Raw genomic sequence first — 21,835 nt, forward strand, 5'->3', positions numbered from 1 at the left:
ACCGAATTATCCCTGGTCAGAGCACCATTCTTCGTTCAAGACACACCATCAAGATCAACCGGCGTGAAAGCCCGAGGTTAGCCAGGAAGCGGCGGAAAGCGCCAGCTGCGCTGGCAGCAGCCATCGGCCCAGCCGCCGTACTCTTCGCGGTGGCAGGGGCTCTGGGCGCAGATGTCAATCCAGCCTCGGTCCGTAACGTTGCGAAACCGGCCGTTCCGGAGACGTCCGCGTGTTGCATCGAAATTGCGGCGGCCGATGCCGGGGCGCCACTCGACACCTCGCGGTGGCGCTTCAGCATCGAAGAGATGGCTCCGGCCGAGCGGCCGCGGGCGGACCGATCACGTGCCGACCTGGTGGGCGCCCGCGCTCTGCCCGCTAGCGTCGCGCCGGAACAGGGCCTGCAGGTCAGGACCATTTTGGTGGCCCGCGCCATCACCGCTCTGTTCCCCGAAGTCCACCAGATGGGCGGCGTCCGCCCCGATGCACTCCGATGGCATCCCGAGGGCCTGGCCGTGGACGTGATGATTCCCAACCCCGGCTCCGACGAGGGCATCGAACTGGGCAACGCGATCGTGACCTACGTCCTGCAGAACGCCGACCGCTTCGGCATCCAGGACGCCATCTGGCGCGGCGTCTATTACACCCCCGGCGGGGGCGCCCAGGCCGGTGGATACGGGCACTTCGACCACGTCCACGTCACCACCACCGGCGGCGGATACCCCTCCGGAGACGAGACCTACGTCCGCTGACCGGCAGCAGATACGCTCACACGCGTGCTGCTCTCCGATCGTGATCTTCGGGCCGAAATCTCCGCCGGGCGGTTGCAAATCGACCCGTTCGACGATGCCCTGGTGCAGCCGTCGAGCATCGACGTCCGCCTCGACTGCCTGTTTCGTGTCTTCAACAACACCCGCTACACCCACATTGATCCCGCCAAGCAGCAGGACGAGCTGACCACGCTGGTCCAGCCCGAGGCTGGGGAACCTTTTGTGCTGCACCCGGGCGAGTTCGTGCTGGGATCGACCTTGGAGTTGGTCAGCCTGGCCGACGATCTGGCGGGACGACTGGAAGGCAAATCCTCGCTTGGCCGGCTGGGGCTGTTGACGCACTCGACCGCGGGTTTCATCGATCCCGGTTTCAGCGGACACATCACGCTGGAACTTTCCAACGTGGCCAATCTGCCGATCACGTTGTGGCCGGGGATGAAGATCGGCCAGCTGTGCATCCTGCGACTGACCAGCCCGTCAGAGCATCCGTACGGAAGTGCCGGCGTCGGTTCCAAGTACCAGGGTCAGCGTGGTCCGACGCCCTCGCGGTCCTATCAGAACTTCATACGTACTACATAGCTGCAACGGCGTTCCCGACTTCGTTAGTCGGACTACCATTTGATTCGGACCTTTGTCCTCCTTACTGCGGCAACACTTTTGGGAGGGTGGTGAGTGCGCGGATGGACGTCGTACTCGGAGTGTCGATGGCACCGTCGGCTGTCCGCATCGCGCTGGTCGAAGGCGAGGACGCCGACGGCGTCATCGTCGAGGAGGACAGCTTTCGGCTGACCGACCCGGCCACCATGCCCTCTGAGCAGGTGATCCGGGCGATCCTGGGCACCCGCGAAGGCGCGGACGATGCCGGCTTGCGCCTGTCCTCCATCGGCGTCAGCTGGACCGATCAGCTGCAGGCATCGGCGCTGCGCGACGCGTTGGCCGCCCGCAAGATCGAGAACGTCATGCTGGTCTCCGCGTTCATGGCGGCCGTCGCACTCGGGCAGGCCGTGGGCAGCTCCGTCGGCTATGCGCGGACGGGTGTGCTGTTCATCGAGCCCGACACCGCGACACTGGCCGTGGTGAACACCGCGGACGGTTCGCTGTGCGACGTGCAGCGTCGGCTTCTGGCCGCCGACGACGACATGGCGGTATCCGAGCTGGTCGAGCTGGTTTCCGGGGCCGAGTCGATGCCGACCCGCCCAGACGGCATCTACGTCGTGGGCTCCGGAGTCGACGTACCTCTGATCAAACCGGCACTGGACGCCGCGACCTCGCTGACGGTCAATGTGCCCGAGGAACACGACATGGCGCTGGCGCGGGGTGCGGCGCTGGCATCAGGACATGCGCCGCTGTTCGCGGCGAGCACCGCTGCGCTGGCCTACGCGCAAGATGTCGACGGACCTGAGGAATTCAGCGAGACGGTCGTGCTGGACGCGGCCCCCGCTGACGTGGACCACGATCCGGCTCGGCGCCGCCCGGCGCTGCTGATCGGCAGCACCCTGGCAGTCGCGGCGACCGCCGCGGTGGTGGCGCTCGAGGTCGCGCTGGCGATCAACATCCGCCCCACCGTCGCGCTGCAACCCAGGCCCAGCGAGAACCACCTCGTCGTGCCCACCCAGCAGGCACCGGCGCCCACCGTCGTCGCCGCGCCGCAACCCAGGATCGAGGTGCCGGCGGCACCGCCGCGCGTGAGTGTCCCGCAGCTTCCGGCGCGGGCACCGCAGGCTCCGGCCGCACCCGCCCTGCCGGCGCCCGTTGCGCCGGTGATCGAGACGCCGATTGTGCAACCCCCGCGGCTGCCCGACGCGGTGATCGTCCCACCGCTGCTGCCGGTCGTGCGGCCGCCCGTGCAGGGACCCGAGACGCTGGTGCGACCGCCGGTCGTGCAGTTCCCGGTGCAGGTTCCACGCCAGCAGCCGCAGGTACCTCGAGCGCCGGTGTCGCCACCGCGGGTGGAAAATCCGCGGGTGGAGAACCCGCGCGTGGAAAACCCGCGGGTGGAAAACCCGTTGCCGCGGGGCCCGATCGCGCGACCGCCCGGGCGTGGTCCGTCGCCCAATCCGGGTAGGGGTCCCTTCGGTGGGGGAGGGCCCGGTCGCGGCGGCATCCCCGGCATTCCCGGCATTCCAGGTATCCCCGGCATCCCTGGCGCCGGCGGTCACGGCCCCTCGAGCGGGGACGCACCAGGAGGACGTGGTCCGTTCGGCGGCGGCGGCCCGGGCGCCCATGGTCCCTTCGGCGGCGGCGGCGGTCACGGACCGTTCGGCGGTGGCGGCGGCTTCGGTGGGGGTGGTGGACGCGGGCGCAGGTGATCCCCCGCACATCCACCCCAACGCCGCTGGTCAGAGCGGTCTGCAGCCGTGACACAGCAAACTCAAATGGATAAGCCGCACCCGCCGCGGGTACCGTTGTTAACACAGGTTGGGGAATCTGTTCAGTCGATTGGGGGACTATGGACACCGTTCTGGGTGTGTCGATGGCGCCAACGGCCGTGCGGATGGTGCTCGTTGAGGGCGAGAACGGCGACGGCGCATTAGTCGACGAGGAGAAATTCGACGTCGCGGGTGACCCGGCCGCGGCCACGCCGGACGCAGCCGAGCAGGTGATCTCGGCGATCCTGGGGACCCGCGAGGGCGCCGCTGAGGGTGGCTACCAGCTGGCGTCCACCGGAGTGACCTGGCGGGACCCCGACCAGGCGGCCGCGCTACGCGACGCGCTGGCCAACCGCAAGATCGAGAACGTCATGCTGGTCTCGGCGTTCATGGCGGCTGCCGCGCTGGCGCATTCGGTCGGTAATGAAACCAACTACGCGCAGACCGCGTTGCTGTTCATCGAACCCGACACCGCGACCTTGGCTGTGGTGGACAGCGCCGACGGATCCATCGCCGACGTGCATCGTCACCCGCTGCCCGATGACGACGACGCCGCCGTGGCCAGCCTGGCCGAGTTGGTGTCGAATGCCGAGTCCCTGGAGACGCGCCCGGACGCCGTCTTCGTCGTCGGCTCCGGGGTCGACATCCCGCTGATCAAGTCGACGCTGGAGGCGGCCACCACGCTGCCGGTGACCGCCCCGGAGGAGCCGGAGACCGCGCTTGCCTGGGGCGCGGCGCTGGCGTCGGCGAACACGCCGCTGCTCTCCGCGACCACCGCGGCACAGGCTTACGCACAGGATCCGGGTACGGGCGCGCAGACGCCGCTCGCGATCGACCCCGTCCACTTCGAGCCGTTCAGCACCGGCCGGGCCTACAGTGCGGTCCAGGACGAGCCGGACGAGCAGGACGAGCAGGACGACCGCAAGCCCTTCGCGCTGCTCGGCAGCATCCTGGCCTCGATCTTCGTCATCGGAGTGGCTTCGCTCGTCGTCTCGCTGGCCGTCACGATCCGCGACACCGCTGACACGCGGCCCCAGCCCGGCCAGGCCGCCGTCGCGCCCAACACGCCGGCCCCGCAGGCACCCGCTCCCACGCCGCAGGCCCCGGCTCCGGCCCCGCAGCAGGCCCCCGTACCCGAGCAGGCCCCCGCCCCGCAGGTTCCCGAGCAAGCACCCGCGCCGGCACCGCAGGTTCCCCAGCAAGCACCCGTGCAGGTACCGCAGGTCCCCGTGCAGGTACCCCAGGCTCCGGCGCCGCGGGCTGAGGCTCCCGCGCCGGCCCCGGCTCCCGCCGCGCCGGTGCCGAATGTCCCCGTCCCGGTGATCGTGCCGGTACCGGTACTGCCGCCGATCCTGACTCCGCAGTCGCCCGGTCGCGGCGGTGGCGGCGGCAAGCCGCCCGGCATCGGCAAAAGCCCCGGTGGCAAAGGCCCTGGCGGTGGCGGCGGTCGGGGTGGTGGCAAAGGTCCCGGCGGCGGCGGTGGACGCGGCGGGATCAACATTCCGCTGATCCCCGGCATCTGAGTTGCCGAGTAGCTGTCACCTGCTGTTCAGTGTCACGACGGCGTTCGCTCATCGCGGCCACCTACACACGGTGGTATGCGATGCACCGTATTCGGGACCGGCTATCTGGGCGCCACCCATGCCGTAGGGATGGCGGAGCTGGGACATGAGGTCGTCGGGGTCGATATAGACCCGGGCAAGGTGGCCAAGCTCGCCGGCGGTGACATCCCATTCTATGAGCCCGGTCTGCGAAAGTTGTTGACTGCCAACCTCGCTACGGGTCGGCTGCGGTTCACCACCGACTACGACATGGCGGCAGAGTTCGCCGACGTGCACTTTCTGGGCGTCGGAACTCCGCAGAAGAAAGGTGAATACGGCGCCGACCTGCGTCACGTGCATGCCGTCATCGACGCGCTGGTACCCCGCCTGACCAGGTCAGCGGTGCTGGTAGGCAAGTCGACCGTGCCGGTCGGCACCGCCGCTGAGTTGAGCCAACGCGCCGCCGCCCTGGCGCCCGACGGGGTCGACGTCGAGGTCGCGTGGAACCCGGAATTCCTGCGCGAGGGCTACGCGGTGCACGACACGCTCAGCCCGGACCGCATTGTGCTTGGCGTGCAGGATGATTCGGTCCGTGCGGAGGCCGCCGCACGCGAACTCTACGGTCCGCTGCTGGACGCGGGCGTGCCGTTCATGGTCACCGACTTGCAGACCGCCGAGCTGGTCAAAGTCTCGGCGAATGCGTTTCTGGCCACCAAGATCTCGTTCATCAACGCGATCTCGGAAGTGTGCGAGGCGGCCGGCGCCGATGTCAGCGTGCTGGCCGACGCGCTCGGTTACGACCCGCGCATCGGACGCCAATGCCTCAACGCCGGTTTGGGTTTCGGCGGTGGCTGCCTGCCCAAGGACATCCGCGCATTTATGGCCCGCGCCGGCGAACTGGGCGCCGACCAGGCGCTGACCTTCCTGCGTGAGGTGGACAGCATCAACATGCGCCGCCGGACCCGCATGGTGGAACTGGCCACCGCGGCCTGCAGGGGCTCGCTGCTGGGCGCCAACATCGCGGTGCTGGGGGCGGCGTTCAAACCCGAATCCGACGACGTGCGTGACTCGCCCGCCCTCAACGTCGCCGGACAGTTGCAACTCAACGGCGCCGCGGTCAACGTCTATGACCCCAAGGCGCTGGACAATGCCAATCGCCTGTTTCCCACCCTGAACTACGCGGTCTCGGTCGCTGAGGCCTGCGAGCGGGCCGACGCGGTGCTGGTGCTCACCGAATGGCGCGAGTTCGTCGACCTAGATCCCGCCGAGCTGGCCGACCGGGTCCGTGCCCGCGTCGTGGTCGACGGTCGCAACTGCCTGGATGTGGCGCGTTGGGAACGCGCCGGGTGGCGGGTGTTCCGGCTCGGCGCGCGGTGGCCGGGACGCTGATCGTCAGGCGCTGACCGGCCGCGGCACGTTGCGCGGCGTGCCGTCGGCGCGCAGGAAACCGCCGGTGCGTTCCCGTCCGAGGATTTCGGTGGGCTGGCCGTCGCGGAATACCGCGCGGCCGGAAACCAGGACCGCTTCGACCGTGGCGTCGTTGCGGTTCACCATGCGCGAAAGTCCGCCGTAGGCTTCGACATCGGCTTCGTGGTAGGCATCCAGTGAGTCGTCGAGGCGCTCCGGGTCGATGACCACCAGGTCGGCCCAATCGCCCACCCGCAGGTGGCCGGCGTCCAGTCCGTACCAGTCAGCCAACTCGCCGGTGAGGCGGTGCACCGCCTGCTCCGCCGTCAGGAAGGGCCGGCCCTCCAGTTCGGCGTCCCGTACGTGCCGCAGCAGACGCAAACCACTGTTGTAGAAAGCCATGTTGCGCAGATGGGCGCCCGCGTCGGAGAAGCCGACCTGCAGGCCGTCCATCCGGGCCAGGCGGCGCAGCATCTTCGGCCGGTGGTTGGAAATCGTTGTGCGCCAACGGATTTTGGTACCGTGCTCGAGCACCAGGTCGAGGAATGCATCCACGGGGTGCAGACCACCCCGTTCCACACCGACCTGCCCGAACGACTTGCCGATCACCGAATCGTCGGGACAGGACACGATTTCGGCGTCGAAGAAGTCGCGGTGCCAGGCGCGCGGACCGAACTTGGTGTCGTAGTCCTTGCGGAACTGCCGGCGGTACCCCTCGTCGCGCAGCAGTTCGTTGCGCTCGAGTTCGTCCTTGAGGTGCAGCGCCGCTGCACCCGCGCCGAACTCTTCGAACACCACCAGGTCGATCCCGTCGGCGTACACCTCGAACGGCACCGGCAGGTGCTGGAACCGGAAGTCGCCACCCAACCGGTTGACAACGGCCGCCAGAAAGCTGGTCAGCCAGACGCTGCCCGGCGCCGACTTCATGTCGGCGGCCGCCAGCAGGCTGGTCTTGAGGTGCGGTCGCCGAATCCCCAGCGACTGCAGGGCCTGCGACACGATGTTCTGCGGGTGGCTGATGTCCGGACCGGACTGCAGGGCACGGCCCGCACTGCGCAGCAGGTTCTTGAGCCGCCGCAACTCGCGGCCCTTGGCGTAGGTCGACGGCAGGGTGCGGGACCGGCAAGTGTCGCCGTCGATCTTGTCGAAAAGTAGTTGCTGCGAAGACATCCCGAGGAATCCGGCATCGATCGCCTCGGTCAGCATCTGCTCCATCCGGGCCTGCTCGGCCGCGGTGGGACGCACGTCGTCGCGCGTCGACCGGTCTAGTCCCATCACCGACGTCCGCATGTCGGAGTGCCCGATGAACGCGGACACGTTGGGGCCCAGCGGCAGCGACTCCAGCGCGTCGATGTACTCCTGCGCGTTGTGCCATGACTTGTGCTCGCCGACGATGCGGACCACATGCTCGTGCGGAATCGCTTCCACCCGCCCGAACAGATCGGCCGCCTCACCCGCGTCCACGTGCACAGTGGACAGCGAGCACGAACCCAGCACGATCGTGGTGACGCCGTGCCGAAGCGATTCGGACAGTGTGGGTGCCGCCAGCACCTCGGCGTCGTAGTGCGTGTGAATGTCGATGATGCCCGGCATCACCCATTTACCTTGGGCGTCAATGACGTTCGGGCAACCCTCGGTGTCCAGCGTCGTCGGGGACACCGCGGCCACCCGACCGTCCCGAATCCCGATGTCTCTGATCGCCGACGGTCCGCCGGTGCCGTCGAACCACCTGCCGTTGCAAACCACTGTGTCGAACGTCAATGCACTCACCTGCCTCGACTGGACAGCTTACCGAGCTTGTCTAACTGGTGTGCGTTCAGATGCGATGACTGGCGATCTCGGCCGTCAGGACCGGCGCGACCCAGCGGCGCAGGTACGCGCGGAGCACCTCGCCGGTGCGCGCCGGGCGGCCGGGGTCGATCATGAACGACTGCATGATCCGCAGCATGTATTCCGCGAGGTCGTCGAGATCGGCATCGCCGAGTCCGAGGTCGATCCAGTCCACATCCAGGCCCGCCAGGATCCCGTGGCCGAATTTGATCGCCATGTCCGACGTCACGCCCGTGGAGACTTTGGTGAAGTCGTGTACCAGCATCAACTGCACGTGCCGGTCGCCCGGCAACCACTCGAGGGTGAACGCCAGGCTTTCCACCAGGGCATCGACGGGATCGGTGATGCCGGCCAGGTGCTCGGCCAGTCGCTGCAGGAGTCTCATCCCCGAGCGGGTGGCTGCTGCCTCGACCAGGGTGTTGGTACCGGGAAAGTAGTTGTAGACCGTCTGACGCGAGACGCCCAGGGTGCGGGCCACATCGGCGATCCGCATGTCGCCACCACGCGCGTCGATGGCTGCGCTGGCGGCATCCAGGATGCGTTCGATCGCCTCTTCGTCGGTTGCGGGCTTGGCGCCGCCCCACCCATGGGTGCGCATGAGCTCAGACGTTACCCGTGCGGCAGCAGGGTGTTGCCGGTCGCCGCTTTCGCATCACTGCCGATCAGCGGGCCGGTCCTCCGGCAACCGGGCGGGCCCGCTGTAATCGGGCATCGGAGTGATCACCGTCGCGGCGGGTTCGGGGCGTGGTGGCAGACTGCCGGACCCGGTGCCCGCGCCCGGCGGCGCGGGATGCGGTGGCGGGGGCGGTGCCGGCCGCGGCGCGGTGGGCGGGCGCCGTTCCGACCGCAACGCCTGGGCTCGCCAATGCCAATACCCGGCCGCGTCGAACGGGAACGGAATCGGCGGAGGCTGCCATTCGATCCTCGGCAATTCGATCGGCAGCGACGCGGACGCGAGTTCGCCCCGACCGAGTTGAGCACCCAGCTCGGTGTCGATCACCGATCGGGCGGCAGCCATCGCCCGCTCTGCGGTCTCGTAGCGACCTATTTCAAATCCGCGGAATGTCACGATGAATGGGGGTGCCGGCACCATCAGGCCATTATCGGCCGTCGCGACGGGTAGCGTCACGGCGGTGGACCACGCGTCGGCATATCTCGCGGAAACTCGCGCGTTCGGTGAGCTTGTCCGCGCCGCTGATCCCACGGCGCCCGTGCCGAGCTGCCCGGGCTGGAACATCGAGCAACTTTTCCGCCATGTCGGCCGCGGCGACCGCTGGGCCGCCCAGATCGTCCGTGATCGGATGGACGAGTTTCTCGATTTCCGCAGCGTGGCAGACGGCAAGCCGCCGGCGGACCGCGACGCCGCCATCGGGTGGCTCAACGGTGGCGCGCAGCTGCTGCTGGACGCGCTAGACCGCACCGGGCCCGATACCCCCGTCTGGACGTTTCTCGGCCCGCGTCCGGCGAGCTGGTGGATCCGGCGCCGGCTACACGAAAACGTCGTGCACCGGGCGGACGCTGCACTCGCCGTCGGCGCCCAGTTCACCCTCGACGCTGCAGTGGCCGCCGACGGCATCGACGAGTTCCTGGAACGCATCGTCATCCAGGCCGGAAAGGACGGGGCGCCGCTGCCCCTCGAGGGCGGCGACACCCTGCATCTGCACGCCACCGATCCCGGGCTGGGCGAGGCCGGCGAGTGGACGGCCAGGCTCCACGGCGGTGGCGTCGCCTGGTCGCACGAGCACGGCAAAGGCACCGTGGCGCTGCGCGGGAGCGCCACTGAGCTGCTGCTGGCGTTGACGCGGCGGGTCGCGCTCGCCGACACCGGCGTCGAGCGTTACGGCGACGACGCCGTATGGCGGCGTTGGCTCGACCGCACGCCTCTCTAGACTTGCAGGCCATGACCACTTCGGAGATCGCCACCGTGCTGGCGTGGCACGACGCCCTCAACTCCGCTGACATCGAGACGCTGCTCAGCTTGTCCAGCGAGGACATCGATTTCGGGGACGCGCACGGCGCCGCGCAGGGCCATCAGGCGCTGCGTGAATGGGCCGGATCGCTCACCAGCACAGCGGAATTGGGCCGCATGTATGTGCACGACGGGGTGGTGGTGGTCGAACAGACGATCAGTAGCCGCGAGGGCCCCGCGACCGTCGTGACCAATGCGTCGGCGTTCCGCGTGGTCCGCGACCACGTCACCTCGGTGTTCCGCCATGAAGACCTGGCATCGGCGTTGGCCGCGACCGAACTCACCGAGAGCGACCTGATCGACTGAGGCCGAGGCCGAAGGAGCCACACATGCGCGGGATCATCTTGGCCGGAGGTTCGGGCACCCGGCTGCATCCGATCACCGTCGGGATCAGCAAGCAGCTGCTGCCGGTCTACGACAAACCGATGGTCTACTACCCGCTGTCCACGCTGATGATGGCCGGCATCCGCGACATCCTGGTGATAACGACCCCGCACGACGCGGCCGGCTTCCGGCGGCTCCTCGGCGACGGTTCGCAATTCGGCATCAACCTGAGCTGGGTCACCCAGGACAGGCCGGACGGTCTGGCCCAGGCATTCGTCCTCGGCGCCGACCACATCGGCAATGACACAGTGGCATTGGTGTTGGGAGACAACATCTTCTACGGCCCTGGCCTGGGCACCAGCCTGAGCCGATTCCAAAACATCAGCGGCGGAGCGGTTTTCGCCTATTGGGTAGCCAACCCGTCGGCCTATGGCGTGGTGGAGTTCGACGCCGACGGCATGGCGGTGTCGCTGCAGGAGAAGCCCGAGACACCGAAATCCCATTACGCGGTGCCGGGTCTGTACTTCTACGACAACGACGTGGTCGAGATCGCCCGGGGCCTGAAGAAATCGGCGCGCGGCGAGTACGAGATCACCGAGGTCAACCAGATCTATCTGAGCCAGGGCCGGCTGTCGGTAGAGGTGATGGCCCGTGGGACGGCGTGGCTGGACACCGGGACATTCGATTCGCTGCTGGACGCATCGGACTTCGTCCGCACCCTGGAACGACGGCAGGGCCTCAAGGTGAGTGTGCCCGAAGAAGTCGCGTGGCGGCGGGGGTGGATCGACGACGAGCAGTTGGAACAGCGCGCCCGCGCGTTGGTGAAATCCGGATACGGCGGGTATCTGCTCGAGTTGCTGGAGCGCGACTGAATTTCGGGCATGTGCGCCGAGCCCAGCAAACCGCCGCCGGGAGATGACTGCTTGCCGCTGCTGGACGTGGGGTGGTTAAGCGCGTAACCTCGCCGCTCGGTGGGTTGTTTCGCTGGTAAAGCGATTCCGGTGACGAGAGGATGAACATGAGTAGTGCCGTCGACCTTGATCCTGTGGTCCGCAACTCGGGGGTCATCCCGGTCTTCAACCCATCCACCGAAGAACAGATCGCCGAGGTCGTCGACTCCGACCAGGCGACCGTCGACAAGGCAGTAGCCCGGGCGCGGGAGACGTTCGAGTCGGGGGTCTGGCGCAAGGCGCCGGCATCGCACCGCGCTAATGTTCTGTTCCGCGCCGCACGCATCATCGAGGAGCGCACCGAAGAACTCGCCGCGCTCGAGGGTCAAGACAACGGCATGAACCTGACGGCTGCGCGTCACATCATCCCGGTGTCCGTCGACATGCTGAAGTACTACGCCGGCTGGGTCGGCAAGATCCACGGCGAGTCGGCAAACCTCGTCTCCGACGGACTGCTGGGCACCTGGGAGACCTACCACACCTTCACCCAGCTCGAGCCGGTCGGCGTGGTCGGCCTGATAATCCCTTGGAACGGACCGTTTTTCGTCGCGATGCTGAAGGTTGCGCCTGCGCTCGCGGCGGGATGCAGCGCGGTACTCAAACCCGCCGAGGAGACACCGCTCACCGCGCTGAAGCTGGAAGAGATCTTCCGCGAAGCGGGGTTGCCCGACGGCGTTCTGAACGTCATCACCGGCTACGGCGAGACCACCGGTGCGGCGCTGACAGCGCACCCGGACGTCGACAAGATCTCGTTCACCGGGTCGACGGAGGTCGGACGGTTGATCGTGAAGGCGGCCGCCGGCAACCTCAAGCGCCTGACGCTCGAGTTGGGTGGCAAGTCGCCGCTGATCATGTTTGACGACGCCAACCTCGACAAGGCGATCCTGGGGGCCGGGATGGGGTTGCTCGCCGGGTCCGGCCAGAACTGTTCCTGCACCTCGCGCATGTACGTGCAGCGCGGCATCTACGACGAGGTGGTGGATCGTTTGGTTGCCTTCGCCCAGATGCTGCCGATGGGCGGCAGCGAGGACCCGGATTCGGTGCTCGGACCGTTGATCAGCGACAAGCAGCGCAAACGGGTGGAAGGCATCGTCAACGACGGCGTTGCCGCCGGCGCGCAGGTGGTCACCGGCGGGAAGCCGATGGACCGCAAGGGGTACTTCTACGAGGCGACGATCGTCACCAACACCACCCCGGACATGCGGCTCATCCGCGAGGAGATCTTCGGCCCGGTCGGATGTGTGATCCCGTTCGACGAGGAGGACGAGGTGATCGCCGCCGCGAACGACACGCACTACGGTCTTGCCGGATCCATCTGGACCGAGAACCTGTCCCGCGCTCACCGCATGGTGAATGAGCTACGCGCCGGCCAGATCTGGGTGAACTCCTCGCTGGCCGCCGACCCGTCGATGCCCATCAGCGGTCACAAGCAGTCGGGCTGGGGCGGCGAACGCGGCCGAAAGGGAATCGAGGCCTACTTCAACACCAAGGCCGTCTACATCGGCCTCTGATCAGGTGCCGCCTATTGCCGGTAGCTGACCAGGAAATTACCCAGGCGCTCGATGGCGGCCGCCAGATCGCGCGACCATGGCAAGGTCACGATGCGCAGGTGATCCGGTGCGGGCCAATTGAATCCGGTGCCCTGAGTGACCAGGATCTTCTCCTGCAGCAGCAGATCGAGGACGAGCTGTTCGTCGTCGTCGATGTCGTAGATCTCGGGGTCGAGCCGCGGAAACGCATACAGCGCACCCTCGGGCTTGGTGCAGGACACCCCGGGAATCTCGTTGAGCTTCTGCCACGCCACGTCGCGCTGCTCGAGCAGTCTGCCGCCGGGTAGCACCAGGTCCTCAATGCTTTGATGGCCACCGAGTGCCACCTGAATCGCATGCTGCGCAGGCACATTGGGGCACAGGCGCATATTGGCCAGCAGACTGATGCCTTCGATGAAACTGCTGGCGTGATCCTTGGGCCCGGTGATCGCCAGCCAGCCGGCCCGATATCCCGCCACCCGGTAGGCCTTCGACAAACCGTTGAACGTCAGACACAGCATGTCGGGGGCCAGCGTTGCGACGCTGATGTGCTTGGCGTCGTCGTAGAGGATCTTGTCGTAGATCTCGTCAGCGAGCAGCAGCAATTGATGCTTGCGCGCCAAAGCGACCATCTGCGCGAGGATTTCGCTGCTGTACACCGCCCCGGTCGGGTTGTTCGGATTGATCACGACCAGCGCCTTGGTGCGGTCGGTGATCTTCGATTCGATGTCGCCGATATCGGGCTGCCAATCCGCGGTCTCGTCACACAGGTAATGCACGGGGGTGCCGCCGGCCAGTGATGTCGACGCCGTCCACAACGGGTAGTCCGGTGCGGGGATCAACACCTCGTCGCCGTTGTCCAGCAGGGCCTGCAGCGTCATCGTGATCAACTCCGAGACACCATTGCCCAGGTACACGTCGTCGACATCGAACTTCGGGAACCCCGGCACGAGTTCGTAGCGGGTGACGACTGCGCGACGGGCCGGCAGGATGCCCTTGGAGTCGGAATACCCCTGGGCGTAGGGCAAAGCCTGGATCATGTCGCGCATGATCACGTCCGGCGCCTCGAAGCCAAACGGTGCCGGATTGCCGATGTTGAGCTTGAGGATGCGGTGCCCTTCGGCTTCCAGCCGGGCGGCGTGGGCGTGCACCGGGCCGCGGATCTCGTACAGGACGTCCTGAAGTTTGGACGACTGCGCGAACGCCCGCTGCCGGTGATGGCCGTGGGTATGCGCGGGCACCTGGTGCGTAGTCACGTCCACCATGGTCCCATCGCTGTCCACTGATATTTGCTGTCCGGTTTCAAACCGTGATCAGCGCTTACCCGGCGGACGGGCACCCTTCGCCAGACCCAGGCCCTTGACCGGTGCGGCCGGTGTCGCGGGAGCTGCCGCCTCGCCGTTGGACGGCTCCGGCTTTGCTTCGGCCTTCGGAGCGGCGGGTTCGGGCTCCGGTTCGGCCTTCGCCGGGGCGGCGGGTTTGGCGGCTGCGGTCTTCTTCGCGCCCGGCCGCTTCGCTCCGGCCGCGATACCCAGGCCCTTGACGGGCACCTCGGGTTCGGGCGACTCGGCGGGCTCTTTAGCGGCAGAGGTCTCCTCGGCCTTGATCGGCTCGGCCTCTGCCGGCTTGCTGGCAGGCGCGGGGGACGCGGTCTTCTTGGCGCCGGGTCGCTTGGCGCCGGAGGCCATGCCCAGGCCCTTCACCGGCGTCGCAGGCTTGTCGGTGGTTGCCGGAGCTTCCGCGGCCGGAGCTGCGTCCGCTTTCGGTGCGGCGGCTTTCTTGGCCCCGGGCCGCTTGGCCCCGCCCGCCATGCCCAGGCCTTTGACGGGAGCGGCTGCCGCCGGCTTCTCCTCGGCGGCCGGGGCGGTTTTCTTGGCGCCTGGTTTCTTGGCGGCGCCGGCCATGCCGAGGCCTTTGACGGGAGCGGCTGCCGCCGGCTTCTCCTCGGCGGCCGGGGCGGTTTTCTTGGCGCCGGGCTTCTTGGCGGCGCCGGCCATGCCGAGGCCTTTGACGGGAGCGGCTGCCGCCGGCTTCTGCGCGGGCGCCTCGGCCGGCTCTTCGGCTTCATCGGCCTCAGCGGGCGCGGTCGGAGCGGCAGCCTCGGGCTCGGCCTTCGCAGCCTGCTCTTCGGCCTCTTTGGCGGCCGTGCCCTTCTCGGGCAGCTTCACCGCGTCGCGATCCAGTGACCCGAGCAGCACTTGGGCAACATCGAGCACCTCGACGCCGCTGCGGCCGGCCTCTTCCTGCCGGTCGTTGACACCGTCGGTGACCATCACCCGGCAGAACGGGCACGCGACGGCGATGGTCGAGGCGGGGGTGGCCAGTGCCTCGTCGACGCGTTCGTGGTTGATGCGCTTGCCGATGTGCTCTTCCATCCACATGCGCGCGCCGCCGGCACCGCAGCAGAAGCTGCGCTCGGCGTGCCGAGGCATCTCGGTGAGGTTGGCTCCCGCGGCTCCGATCAGCTCGCGCGGCGCCTCGTAAACCTTGTTGTGTCGGCCCAGGTAGCAGGGGTCGTGGTAGGTGATGTCCTGCGAGACGGCGTTCACCGGAACCAGCTTGTCGTCCCGCACCAGCCGGTTGAGCAGCTGCGTGTGGTGCAGCACCGAATAATTGCTGCCCAGCTGCCGGTACTCCTTGCCCAGGGTGTTGAAGCAGTGCGGGCAGGTGACGACGATCTTGCGGTCGACTGTCTCCACGCCCTCGAACACGCCGTCAAGGGTCTCGATGGCCTGTTGGGCCAGCTGCTGGAACAGGAACTCGTTGCCCGACCGGCGGGCAGAGTCGCCATTGCAGGTCTCACCGGTGCCCAGCACCATGAACTTCACGCCGGCGATGGACAGCAGTTCGGCGACAGCCTTGGTGGTCTTCTTCGCCTTATCGTCGTACGCGCCCGCGCAGCCCACCCAGAACAGGTACTCGTAGCCGGCGAAACTTTCGACATCCTCGCCGTAAACCGGGACGTCGAAGTCGACCTCGTCGATCCAGGAGGTGCGGTCAGAAGCGTTCTGGCCCCACGGATTGCCCTTGTTCTCCAGGTTCTTGAACAGCACCGACAACTCGGACGGGAATTCCGACTCCATCATCACCTGGTAGCGGCGCATGTCGACGATGTGGTCGATGTGCTCGATGTCCACCGGACACTGCTCGACGCACGCGCCGCAGGTGACGCAGGACCACAACACATCCGGGTCGATGACGCCGCCCTGCTCAGCGGTGCCGACCAACGGACGGGTGGCTTGCTCGGGACCCGAACCCATGATGCGACCAAAGCCCGACTCGGGAACGTGATGCTCCTCGGCGTGCTTGTCGCCGCGCAGCTCCTCGCCGATTCCGCCTTCCGGCGTGCTTTCGATCGGACTCGGCTTTTCGCCAAGGATGTAGGGCGCCTTGGCCATCCAGTGATCGCGGAGGTCCATGATGACGAGCTTGGGCGACAACGGCTTGGCGGTGTTCCAGGCCGGGCACTGCGACTGACAACGTCCACACTCGGTACAGGTGGCGAAGTCGAGCATGCCCTTCCAGGTGAAGTCCTCGATCTTGCCGCGGCCGAATTCGGCGTCGTCGGGCGGGTTTTCGAAGTCGATCGGCTTGCCGTCAAACTCGACCGGAAGCAACGGACCCAGCCCGTCGGGCAGTCGCTTGAACGTGACGTTGATCGGGGCCAGGAAGATATGCAGGTGCTTGGAGTTGAGGACGATCACCAGGAACGACAGCATCACGCCGATGTGCAGCAGCAGTGCGACGGTCTCGATGATCTCGTTGGTGTGCGGGCTGAACGAACTCAGTGCTGAGCCCATCGCGTGGGAGAAGAACGCGCCGTGGCCGTACGGAAAATCGTTGCCGAGGACATTCACCGAAGCGCCGCGGAACAGGGCGTAGGTCCAGATGACGTTGAAGATCATGAACAGGATCAGCCATGCGCCACCGGTGTGGGATCCGTAGAAGCGCGAGTCGCGGCCGTATTCCTTGGGCTCGCTGCGCAATCGGATGATGGCGAAGGTGACGATGCCCGACAGCACGGCCAGCGCGAAGAAGTCCTGCAAAGCGCCCAGCGCGTCCCAACGCCCGATGATCGGGATGTAGAACGTGGGGTCGAAGAGCACCCCGTAGGCCTCGATGTACACCGTCAGCAGGATGAAGAAGCCCCACATGGTGAAGAAGTGGGCCAACCCGGGCACCGACCACTTGAGCAGCTTGCGCTGTCCGAACACCTCTGCGACCTGCGCCCAGATGCGGGCGCCGATGTCGTTGGTGCGCCCACTCGCCGGCTGGCCGGACATGACGAGTTTGTACAGCCACCAGACGCGCTTCAGCGCCAAGAAGATCACGACCGCGGTCATGCCCATGCCCAATACCAACCGGATGGTTTGCAGGGTCACCGAGGGTCACCTCAATTCGTCGTCACGCATGTCGGTGCGCGGTAATGCGCTTTGCTGCTTAACCAGCTCATAGTGACACCTTTGTGGCACCCGCCGCGAGAAAGGCAAACCTAAGTTTGCGCAGATCACCAGCCCAGTACAGGCGCGGTGTGATCAGGCAGACACCGTGGCCCCTCCCACACTGTTATCTGTCCGGCACCAGCATGGCCCGCAGCATCGAGAGCATCTCCGAGCGTGATCCGGCGCCGAGCCGACGGCGGATCCGGGCGACATGATGCTCGACCGTCTTCGCCGAGATGAACAGCTGGCCTCCGATGTCGCGGTAGGGCAGGCCCAGCAACAGCAACTCGGCAACCTCACGTTCGCGTTCGGACAAGGGCGAACCCGACGGTGGTTGACGTGGCGCCACCGTGCTGTCGGAGGCGTCCGGAAGATCTGTGTCGGCGGCAACGGTCTCGCCAAAACCCGTGTTCGTCTTCAGGTCTCGGGCCAATTGCAGCATCGCCCCGGAAACCCGCGCATCGGGAGTCTGCAGCGCGGCCTGACCGGTCAGCCGAGTCGCGTCGGAAGTCAACCCCACGTGCGACAGGGCCCGAGCTGCCGCGGTGACCTCGTCGGGATCGACCTGATCGGCGAGCACCCGCAGCCAGGTCCTGCCGGCCGCGGACAGTGCCTGCGCCAGGGAGCTGTGGGGGGCCGCGGTGCTCAGCGCCTGGCCGTGCGGCGCAACCGCGCCGGGTGAGTTGGCCAGGATCGCGGCGTGCACACCGGCCCAGTGCAGCGAATTCGACCACAGCGCAGGGTTTCCCAACGAGCCGAGCAACGCGAAGGCTTGATCCAGGCTGTGTTGCAGTTGGTCGACGTGGCGCATCCGCGCCGCAGCCACCCACAACTCGCCCAGTGGAAGCAGGACGAACAGGTCGATGGAGTACTCGGCCAGCACTTCCATGGCCGTGTACCAATGCTTCTGCAGCGCACCGGTGTCGCCGCTGCGACGTGCGATCGCCGTCTGCAGTGCGTGAGCCCACAACGCGTCACGCCGGTGCAGTTCGCCGCCGGTGGTCGCGGCCGCGACGTCCGCACCGGCCGCGGCCAGTTGTCCCTCCTGCATCTTGATCCAGCCGGACAACAGCAGGTGCCGACGCCGGAACTGGGCATCGCCAGCGGTGCGCACCGCACGCCCGATCACGCTGTGGGCGCGGACCGGGTCGCCGCCGTGTAACGCGGCCAACGTCACCAGTGCCGCCGGACTGTCGGGGAATGCCTCGCCGAGGGCCTGTTCGACGGCGATCGCCTGGCTCAGCTTTGCCATGGCGCTCGGGTAGGACTGATCGATGGACGACAGCAGCCCGTCGGCCAGACTGCGCGAAGTGCGCGCCGCCATGGTCGGGGGACCGGAGTCTTTGAGCCGCAAGGCGTCGTGGGCTGCCGCGAGTTCGCCCGTTCCGATGAACGCGACTGCGGCGGCAGCGCCCACCACCGCGTCCGGGTACGGTCCGAGCCACGCGAACAACTCCGCTGCCTGACCCGAGTTCCCGTTGTAGGTGGCGACGCTGGCGGCAATCCGTACCGCTGCTGCACGCTCGGCGGAATCGGACGAGCTCAGCAACTCGTCGGCCAGCGCAGCGGCGGCAGCACAGTCCCCGGCGCGGGCCAGCGCATCGGCCAGACGCGAGCTCAGCCCGGTGGCACCGGCACGGACTGCGGCCCGATACAACCGTGCGGTCTGCACAGCGTCGGCGCGGGAATTGCCGGCGTGCCGGGCAAGAATGGCGCCCAGCCGGTCGTCGGACAGTCCGTGTTCGGCCAGGCGCAGCGCGAGGTCCGGCGTCACCGTCGAGATCTCGAGTTGTGAACGCAGCAGCCCCGATTCGACCTCGCGGTGGTGCGCGTTGCCGACGATCCCCCCGACGACGTCGTGCACCAACTGCTGAAATGCCGGTGGGTGTGCCGGTTGGACCAACCCGCCGGACCACGCCCGGTCGACCAGGATCCGGGCGTCGGTAATCGAAATGCTCAGTGCCGCAGCGACATCGGCCGGGCCCAACTGTTGGCTCAGGGACAGGATCAGCAGGGTGTCCAAGGTGGGCGCATCAACGCGGCGCAACCGCTCGATGAGTGCCAGCCGTGCCGAGTGCGCCGGCTCCGCGCTGTCGGTCACCGCATGCAGCAGGAAGGGCAGACCGGCCGTGCAATTCAGCAGGGGCTCGTCGACCGGCAGCGGACCCAGCGAGATGCGCGGGCGATCCCGTTCGATCGTCGTCGTCAGCGAGCGCAATGCCGGCCGCTGTTCCTGAGCCTGCGTGGCTATGACGACGGTGCAGCGCCCGTCGGCTGCACGTTCGGCGAGCATGAGCAGTTCTTCGTCGGTGAGCAGGTGGGCGTCGTCGATGAGCAGCGCAACATCACGCTGTTCATCGCTGCGGGGCGGGCGGGTCAGCGTCGTCACGCCGGCGCGGCGCAGCGCGTCGCGGGCGGCGGCCAACAGGGTGCTCTTGCCGGTGCCGATGCCGCCGCAGATCACGGCCAGCACCGGGACCGAGGCGGGGTTGGTGAGCTCGTCGAGGACGACGCGCGCCGCCCGCGGGATGTCGGTGGGGGATGCGGTAATTTCCCTTACCCCCTTTTGAGTCCGGGTGGCTACCGGCGGCTTCCACACCGTAGCCCGTCCTAGCCCCGTAACCCCGCAGTTCCCCTAATGTCGTACCCCCTAATGATGCTTGAAGGGGGGCGGGTTTGGTACCGAACACCGGGGGCGGGTCGACCGATAACATCGTGCTAGCGCGGATTGGCGTGGGTAAGTGTGGCAAGGAGGTGCGTGGTGGCAAACTCGTTGCTCGACTTCGTCATCTCGCTGGTTCGTGATCCCGACGCCGCCGCGCGTTACGCAGCCGACCCCGCCCAGGCCATCGCGAACGCCCAACTTACCGGTGTGACCAGTCACGACGTCAACAATCTGATTCCGATGGTGTCGGATTCCCTGTCGATGGCCAGCCCGTCGGCCGCCGGATCGGGAGCCCAGGTTGCCGACCACGGCAATGTCTGGGCCAGTGGTGCGGCGACCGCGGCGTTCGATGCCTTCACACCGCACACCCCTGCTGCGCTCGTCCATGAGCACGCGACGGTGAGCGGTGTCATCAGCGAGCCGACTCCGCACCTGCCGGGTGAACCGTCCGCGAGCCCACAGCCCGCGGCATTCGGCCAGCCTGAGCCCTCAGTGCTGTTCAGCGGTGGTGAGGCGGCGCACATTGCTCTTGACCACGGCGGATTCCCGGTGAGCGATCCAGGCATCTGGGATCACGCGATCATCCACCCGGATGCGCAACCGCACGGCGGCCAGCCCGACCACCACGACTTCGGTCTGCACGGCTGAGTCTGCGCTGTTTCCGGCGTTCACACCGTCAGCGATGGCGTCTTCCCAGTGTTTGACCTGCGTAAATGCTGTCATTAAGGGTTGTGGCTAGGGATCCTTCGAAATCCCCTAATCCCCTAACACGATGCCCCCGAGTATCCCGGTGGGTATTCCCCCTGCGGGGGGATCTGACCCCGATTTGATTAAGGCTCGAATTCCATACGGTTGATGACAGAGCGCCGGTCACTTCGGCGAATGACTTCACAGAGTTTCTATTGAAGGGAAACGGACAAATGACCTCGCTTGTCGACTACATCCTGAGCCTGTTCCGCAGCGAAGAGGCGGCGCGGTCCTTTGTCGCCGCCCCCGGACAAGCGATGACCAACGCCGGACTGATCGACGTGTCACCGGCGCAGCTGTCCTCCGCAGCCGCCGGCGCGGTGCCGGGCCTGAACCTTTCCTCAGACGACCCGGTCAGCGGGTTGCAACAGGCGATCGCCGACCAACATGGTTTCGCGCCGTCGAGCTTCGTTGCACAGGAGTCCGGCCCGGTCTTCAACGCGGCCGCGCCGCTGCTTAGCGATGCCGGGGCCGTCGTCGACAATGCCGCCTTCGTTGCCACCGATGCGGCAGCGGCGGTCGGCAACGCGGGAGTCGGATTGGCCGATGCGGTCGCAACGGATATCGGAGCAGGCATTGGTGCCGGGCTCGTCGGCCCGAATGTCGTTGCCCCGAACGTCGTCGGCGCGCCGGTGGGTGCTCCGGGGCTGGCGTTCGTCGAGCCGACGGGCGGTCTGGTCGCCGGAGTCGGCGGGGCCGCGCAGGCTGGTCTGGGTGTCGGGTTCGGCGTGCAAGCCGGAATCGGCGCCCAAGCAGGTGCCGGCCTAGGGCTCGGGACCGGTGTCGGGGTGGGCGGTCAGGCGGGGGTCGGGGTCGGCTTCGAGGTGCAGGCCGGGATCAACGCCCAGGCCGGCGTCGTCGGCGGTATCGGTGGTGGCGCTGGTCTGGGCCTCGGTGCCGGTGCCGGAGTCGGCGGCCAGGCAGGTATCGGTCTCGGTGGTGGCATCGGTGGCGGCTTAGGTGTTGGCGGCGGGGTTGGTGGCGTTGTCGGGGGTCAGGTTGGTGGTGCCGTCGGTGTTGGTGGTCAGGTCGGTGGCGCCGTCGGTGGTGGCTTGGGTGTTGGTGGTCAGGTCGGCGGTGGCATTGGTGGTGCCGTTGGTGGTCAGGTCGGTGGTGGCTTGGGTGTTGGTGGTCAGGTCGGCGGCGGTATCGGTGGCCAGGTGGGTGGTGCCGTTGGTGTTGGTGGTCAGGTCGGTGGCGCCGTTGGTGGTGGCTTGGGTGTTGGTGGTCAGGTCGGCGGTGGCATTGGTGGTGCCGTTGGTGGTCAGGTTGGCGGTGCCGTGGGTGTTGGTGGC

At 67.3% G+C, this 21,835-nt stretch carries 18 protein-coding genes and 1 pseudogene; 11 read left to right on the forward strand and 8 right to left on the reverse strand.

Annotated elements, in window-relative coordinates:
* The first annotated feature begins 53 nt into the window (after nucleotides 1–53).
* The 5 genes from ACZYZ9_RS06775 (at nucleotide 54) to ACZYZ9_RS06795 (ending at nucleotide 6,066) form a co-directional block, all read left to right on the forward strand.
* Nucleotides 54–749, forward strand: a complete 696-nt coding sequence (locus ACZYZ9_RS06775) for a hypothetical protein (protein ID WP_463825961.1) — start codon at nucleotides 54–56, stop codon at nucleotides 747–749.
* A gap of 24 nt (nucleotides 750–773) precedes the next feature.
* On the forward strand, nucleotides 774–1,346 hold the full coding sequence (dcd, locus tag ACZYZ9_RS06780) for a dCTP deaminase (protein WP_463825475.1): 573 nt from the start codon (nucleotides 774–776) through the stop codon (nucleotides 1,344–1,346).
* Nucleotides 1,347–1,435: 89 nt separating this feature from the next.
* A complete protein-coding gene (locus ACZYZ9_RS06785; RefSeq protein ID WP_463825476.1) occupies nucleotides 1,436–3,076 on the forward strand; it encodes a DUF7159 family protein in 1,641 nt (546 codons plus the stop codon).
* Between the two features lie 140 nt (nucleotides 3,077–3,216).
* Complete coding sequence (locus ACZYZ9_RS06790) at nucleotides 3,217–4,659, forward strand: DUF7159 family protein (RefSeq protein ID WP_463825477.1); 1,443 nt, start codon at nucleotides 3,217–3,219, stop codon at nucleotides 4,657–4,659.
* Nucleotides 4,660–4,734: 75 nt separating this feature from the next.
* Nucleotides 4,735–6,066, forward strand: a complete 1,332-nt coding sequence (locus ACZYZ9_RS06795; RefSeq protein ID WP_463825478.1) for a UDP-glucose dehydrogenase family protein — start codon at nucleotides 4,735–4,737, stop codon at nucleotides 6,064–6,066.
* A gap of 3 nt (nucleotides 6,067–6,069) precedes the next feature.
* On the opposite strand, the gene ACZYZ9_RS06800 is transcribed toward ACZYZ9_RS06795, so the two are convergent.
* The 3 genes from ACZYZ9_RS06800 to ACZYZ9_RS06810 are packed head-to-tail and all read right to left on the reverse strand — an operon-like array spanning nucleotide 6,070 to nucleotide 9,007.
* Nucleotides 6,070–7,845 (reverse strand): N-acyl-D-amino-acid deacylase family protein, encoded by a 1,776-nt coding sequence (locus ACZYZ9_RS06800; protein ID WP_463825479.1) that lies wholly within the window; start codon nucleotides 7,843–7,845, stop codon nucleotides 6,070–6,072.
* A 55-nt stretch (nucleotides 7,846–7,900) separates the two neighbouring features.
* A complete protein-coding gene (locus ACZYZ9_RS06805; protein ID WP_463825481.1) occupies nucleotides 7,901–8,512 on the reverse strand; it encodes a TetR family transcriptional regulator in 612 nt (203 codons plus the stop codon).
* Between the two features lie 54 nt (nucleotides 8,513–8,566).
* The gene (locus tag ACZYZ9_RS06810) at nucleotides 8,567–9,007 is read right to left on the reverse strand and encodes a hypothetical protein (protein ID WP_463825482.1); all 441 of its coding nucleotides are present in this window, start codon (nucleotides 9,005–9,007) and stop codon (nucleotides 8,567–8,569) included.
* A gap of 40 nt (nucleotides 9,008–9,047) precedes the next feature.
* Here ACZYZ9_RS06810 and ACZYZ9_RS06815 point away from each other — a divergent pair, with 40 nt between their 5' ends.
* The 4 genes from ACZYZ9_RS06815 to ACZYZ9_RS06830 all read left to right on the forward strand — a co-directional run bounded on the left by ACZYZ9_RS06815 (nucleotide 9,048) and on the right by ACZYZ9_RS06830 (nucleotide 12,668).
* Complete coding sequence (locus tag ACZYZ9_RS06815; protein WP_463825483.1) at nucleotides 9,048–9,803, forward strand: maleylpyruvate isomerase family mycothiol-dependent enzyme; 756 nt, start codon at nucleotides 9,048–9,050, stop codon at nucleotides 9,801–9,803.
* An 11-nt stretch (nucleotides 9,804–9,814) separates the two neighbouring features.
* Nucleotides 9,815–10,189 (forward strand): nuclear transport factor 2 family protein, encoded by a 375-nt coding sequence (locus tag ACZYZ9_RS06820; RefSeq protein ID WP_463825484.1) that lies wholly within the window; start codon nucleotides 9,815–9,817, stop codon nucleotides 10,187–10,189.
* Between the two features lie 23 nt (nucleotides 10,190–10,212).
* Nucleotides 10,213–11,079 carry a glucose-1-phosphate thymidylyltransferase RfbA gene (rfbA, locus tag ACZYZ9_RS06825; protein ID WP_463825485.1) on the forward strand — a complete coding sequence of 289 codons (867 nt, stop codon included), beginning with the start codon at nucleotides 10,213–10,215 and terminating at the stop codon, nucleotides 11,077–11,079.
* A gap of 146 nt (nucleotides 11,080–11,225) precedes the next feature.
* On the forward strand, nucleotides 11,226–12,668 hold the full coding sequence (locus tag ACZYZ9_RS06830) for an aldehyde dehydrogenase family protein (protein ID WP_463825486.1): 1,443 nt from the start codon (nucleotides 11,226–11,228) through the stop codon (nucleotides 12,666–12,668).
* An 11-nt stretch (nucleotides 12,669–12,679) separates the two neighbouring features.
* On the opposite strand, the gene ACZYZ9_RS06835 is transcribed toward ACZYZ9_RS06830, so the two are convergent.
* The 3 genes from ACZYZ9_RS06835 to iniR all read right to left on the reverse strand — a co-directional run bounded on the left by ACZYZ9_RS06835 (nucleotide 12,680) and on the right by iniR (nucleotide 19,679).
* On the reverse strand, nucleotides 12,680–13,969 hold the full coding sequence (locus tag ACZYZ9_RS06835) for a pyridoxal phosphate-dependent aminotransferase (protein WP_463825487.1): 1,290 nt from the start codon (nucleotides 13,967–13,969) through the stop codon (nucleotides 12,680–12,682).
* 30 nt (nucleotides 13,970–13,999) lie between these two features.
* Nucleotides 14,000–17,068 carry a heterodisulfide reductase-related iron-sulfur binding cluster gene (locus tag ACZYZ9_RS06840; protein ID WP_463825488.1) on the reverse strand — a complete coding sequence of 1,023 codons (3,069 nt, stop codon included), beginning with the start codon at nucleotides 17,066–17,068 and terminating at the stop codon, nucleotides 14,000–14,002.
* Between the two features lie 184 nt (nucleotides 17,069–17,252).
* Nucleotides 17,253–19,679, reverse strand: coding sequence for an isoniazid response ATPase/transcriptional regulator IniR (gene iniR, locus ACZYZ9_RS06845; RefSeq protein ID WP_463825962.1), 2,427 nt, complete (start codon nucleotides 19,677–19,679; stop codon nucleotides 17,253–17,255).
* Nucleotides 19,680–19,889: 210 nt separating this feature from the next.
* Between iniR and ACZYZ9_RS06850 the strand changes: the two genes are divergently transcribed.
* A complete protein-coding gene (locus ACZYZ9_RS06850) occupies nucleotides 19,890–20,441 on the forward strand; it encodes an Rv0340 family IniB-related protein (RefSeq protein ID WP_463825489.1) in 552 nt (183 codons plus the stop codon).
* Between the two features lie 272 nt (nucleotides 20,442–20,713).
* Nucleotides 20,714–20,851, forward strand: a pseudogene (locus ACZYZ9_RS06855) (IniB N-terminal domain-containing protein); the annotation flags it as partial.
* A gap of 30 nt (nucleotides 20,852–20,881) precedes the next feature.
* On the opposite strand, the gene ACZYZ9_RS06860 reads toward ACZYZ9_RS06855, so the two are convergent.
* Nucleotides 20,882–21,292, reverse strand: coding sequence for a hypothetical protein (locus tag ACZYZ9_RS06860; RefSeq protein WP_463825490.1), 411 nt, complete (start codon nucleotides 21,290–21,292; stop codon nucleotides 20,882–20,884).
* A gap of 204 nt (nucleotides 21,293–21,496) precedes the next feature.
* Nucleotides 21,497–21,835: hypothetical protein (locus ACZYZ9_RS06865; RefSeq protein ID WP_463825491.1), on the reverse strand; the 339-nt coding region annotated here is incomplete at its 5' end.

Source organism: Mycobacterium sp. IDUB_28 (assembly GCF_055419285.1).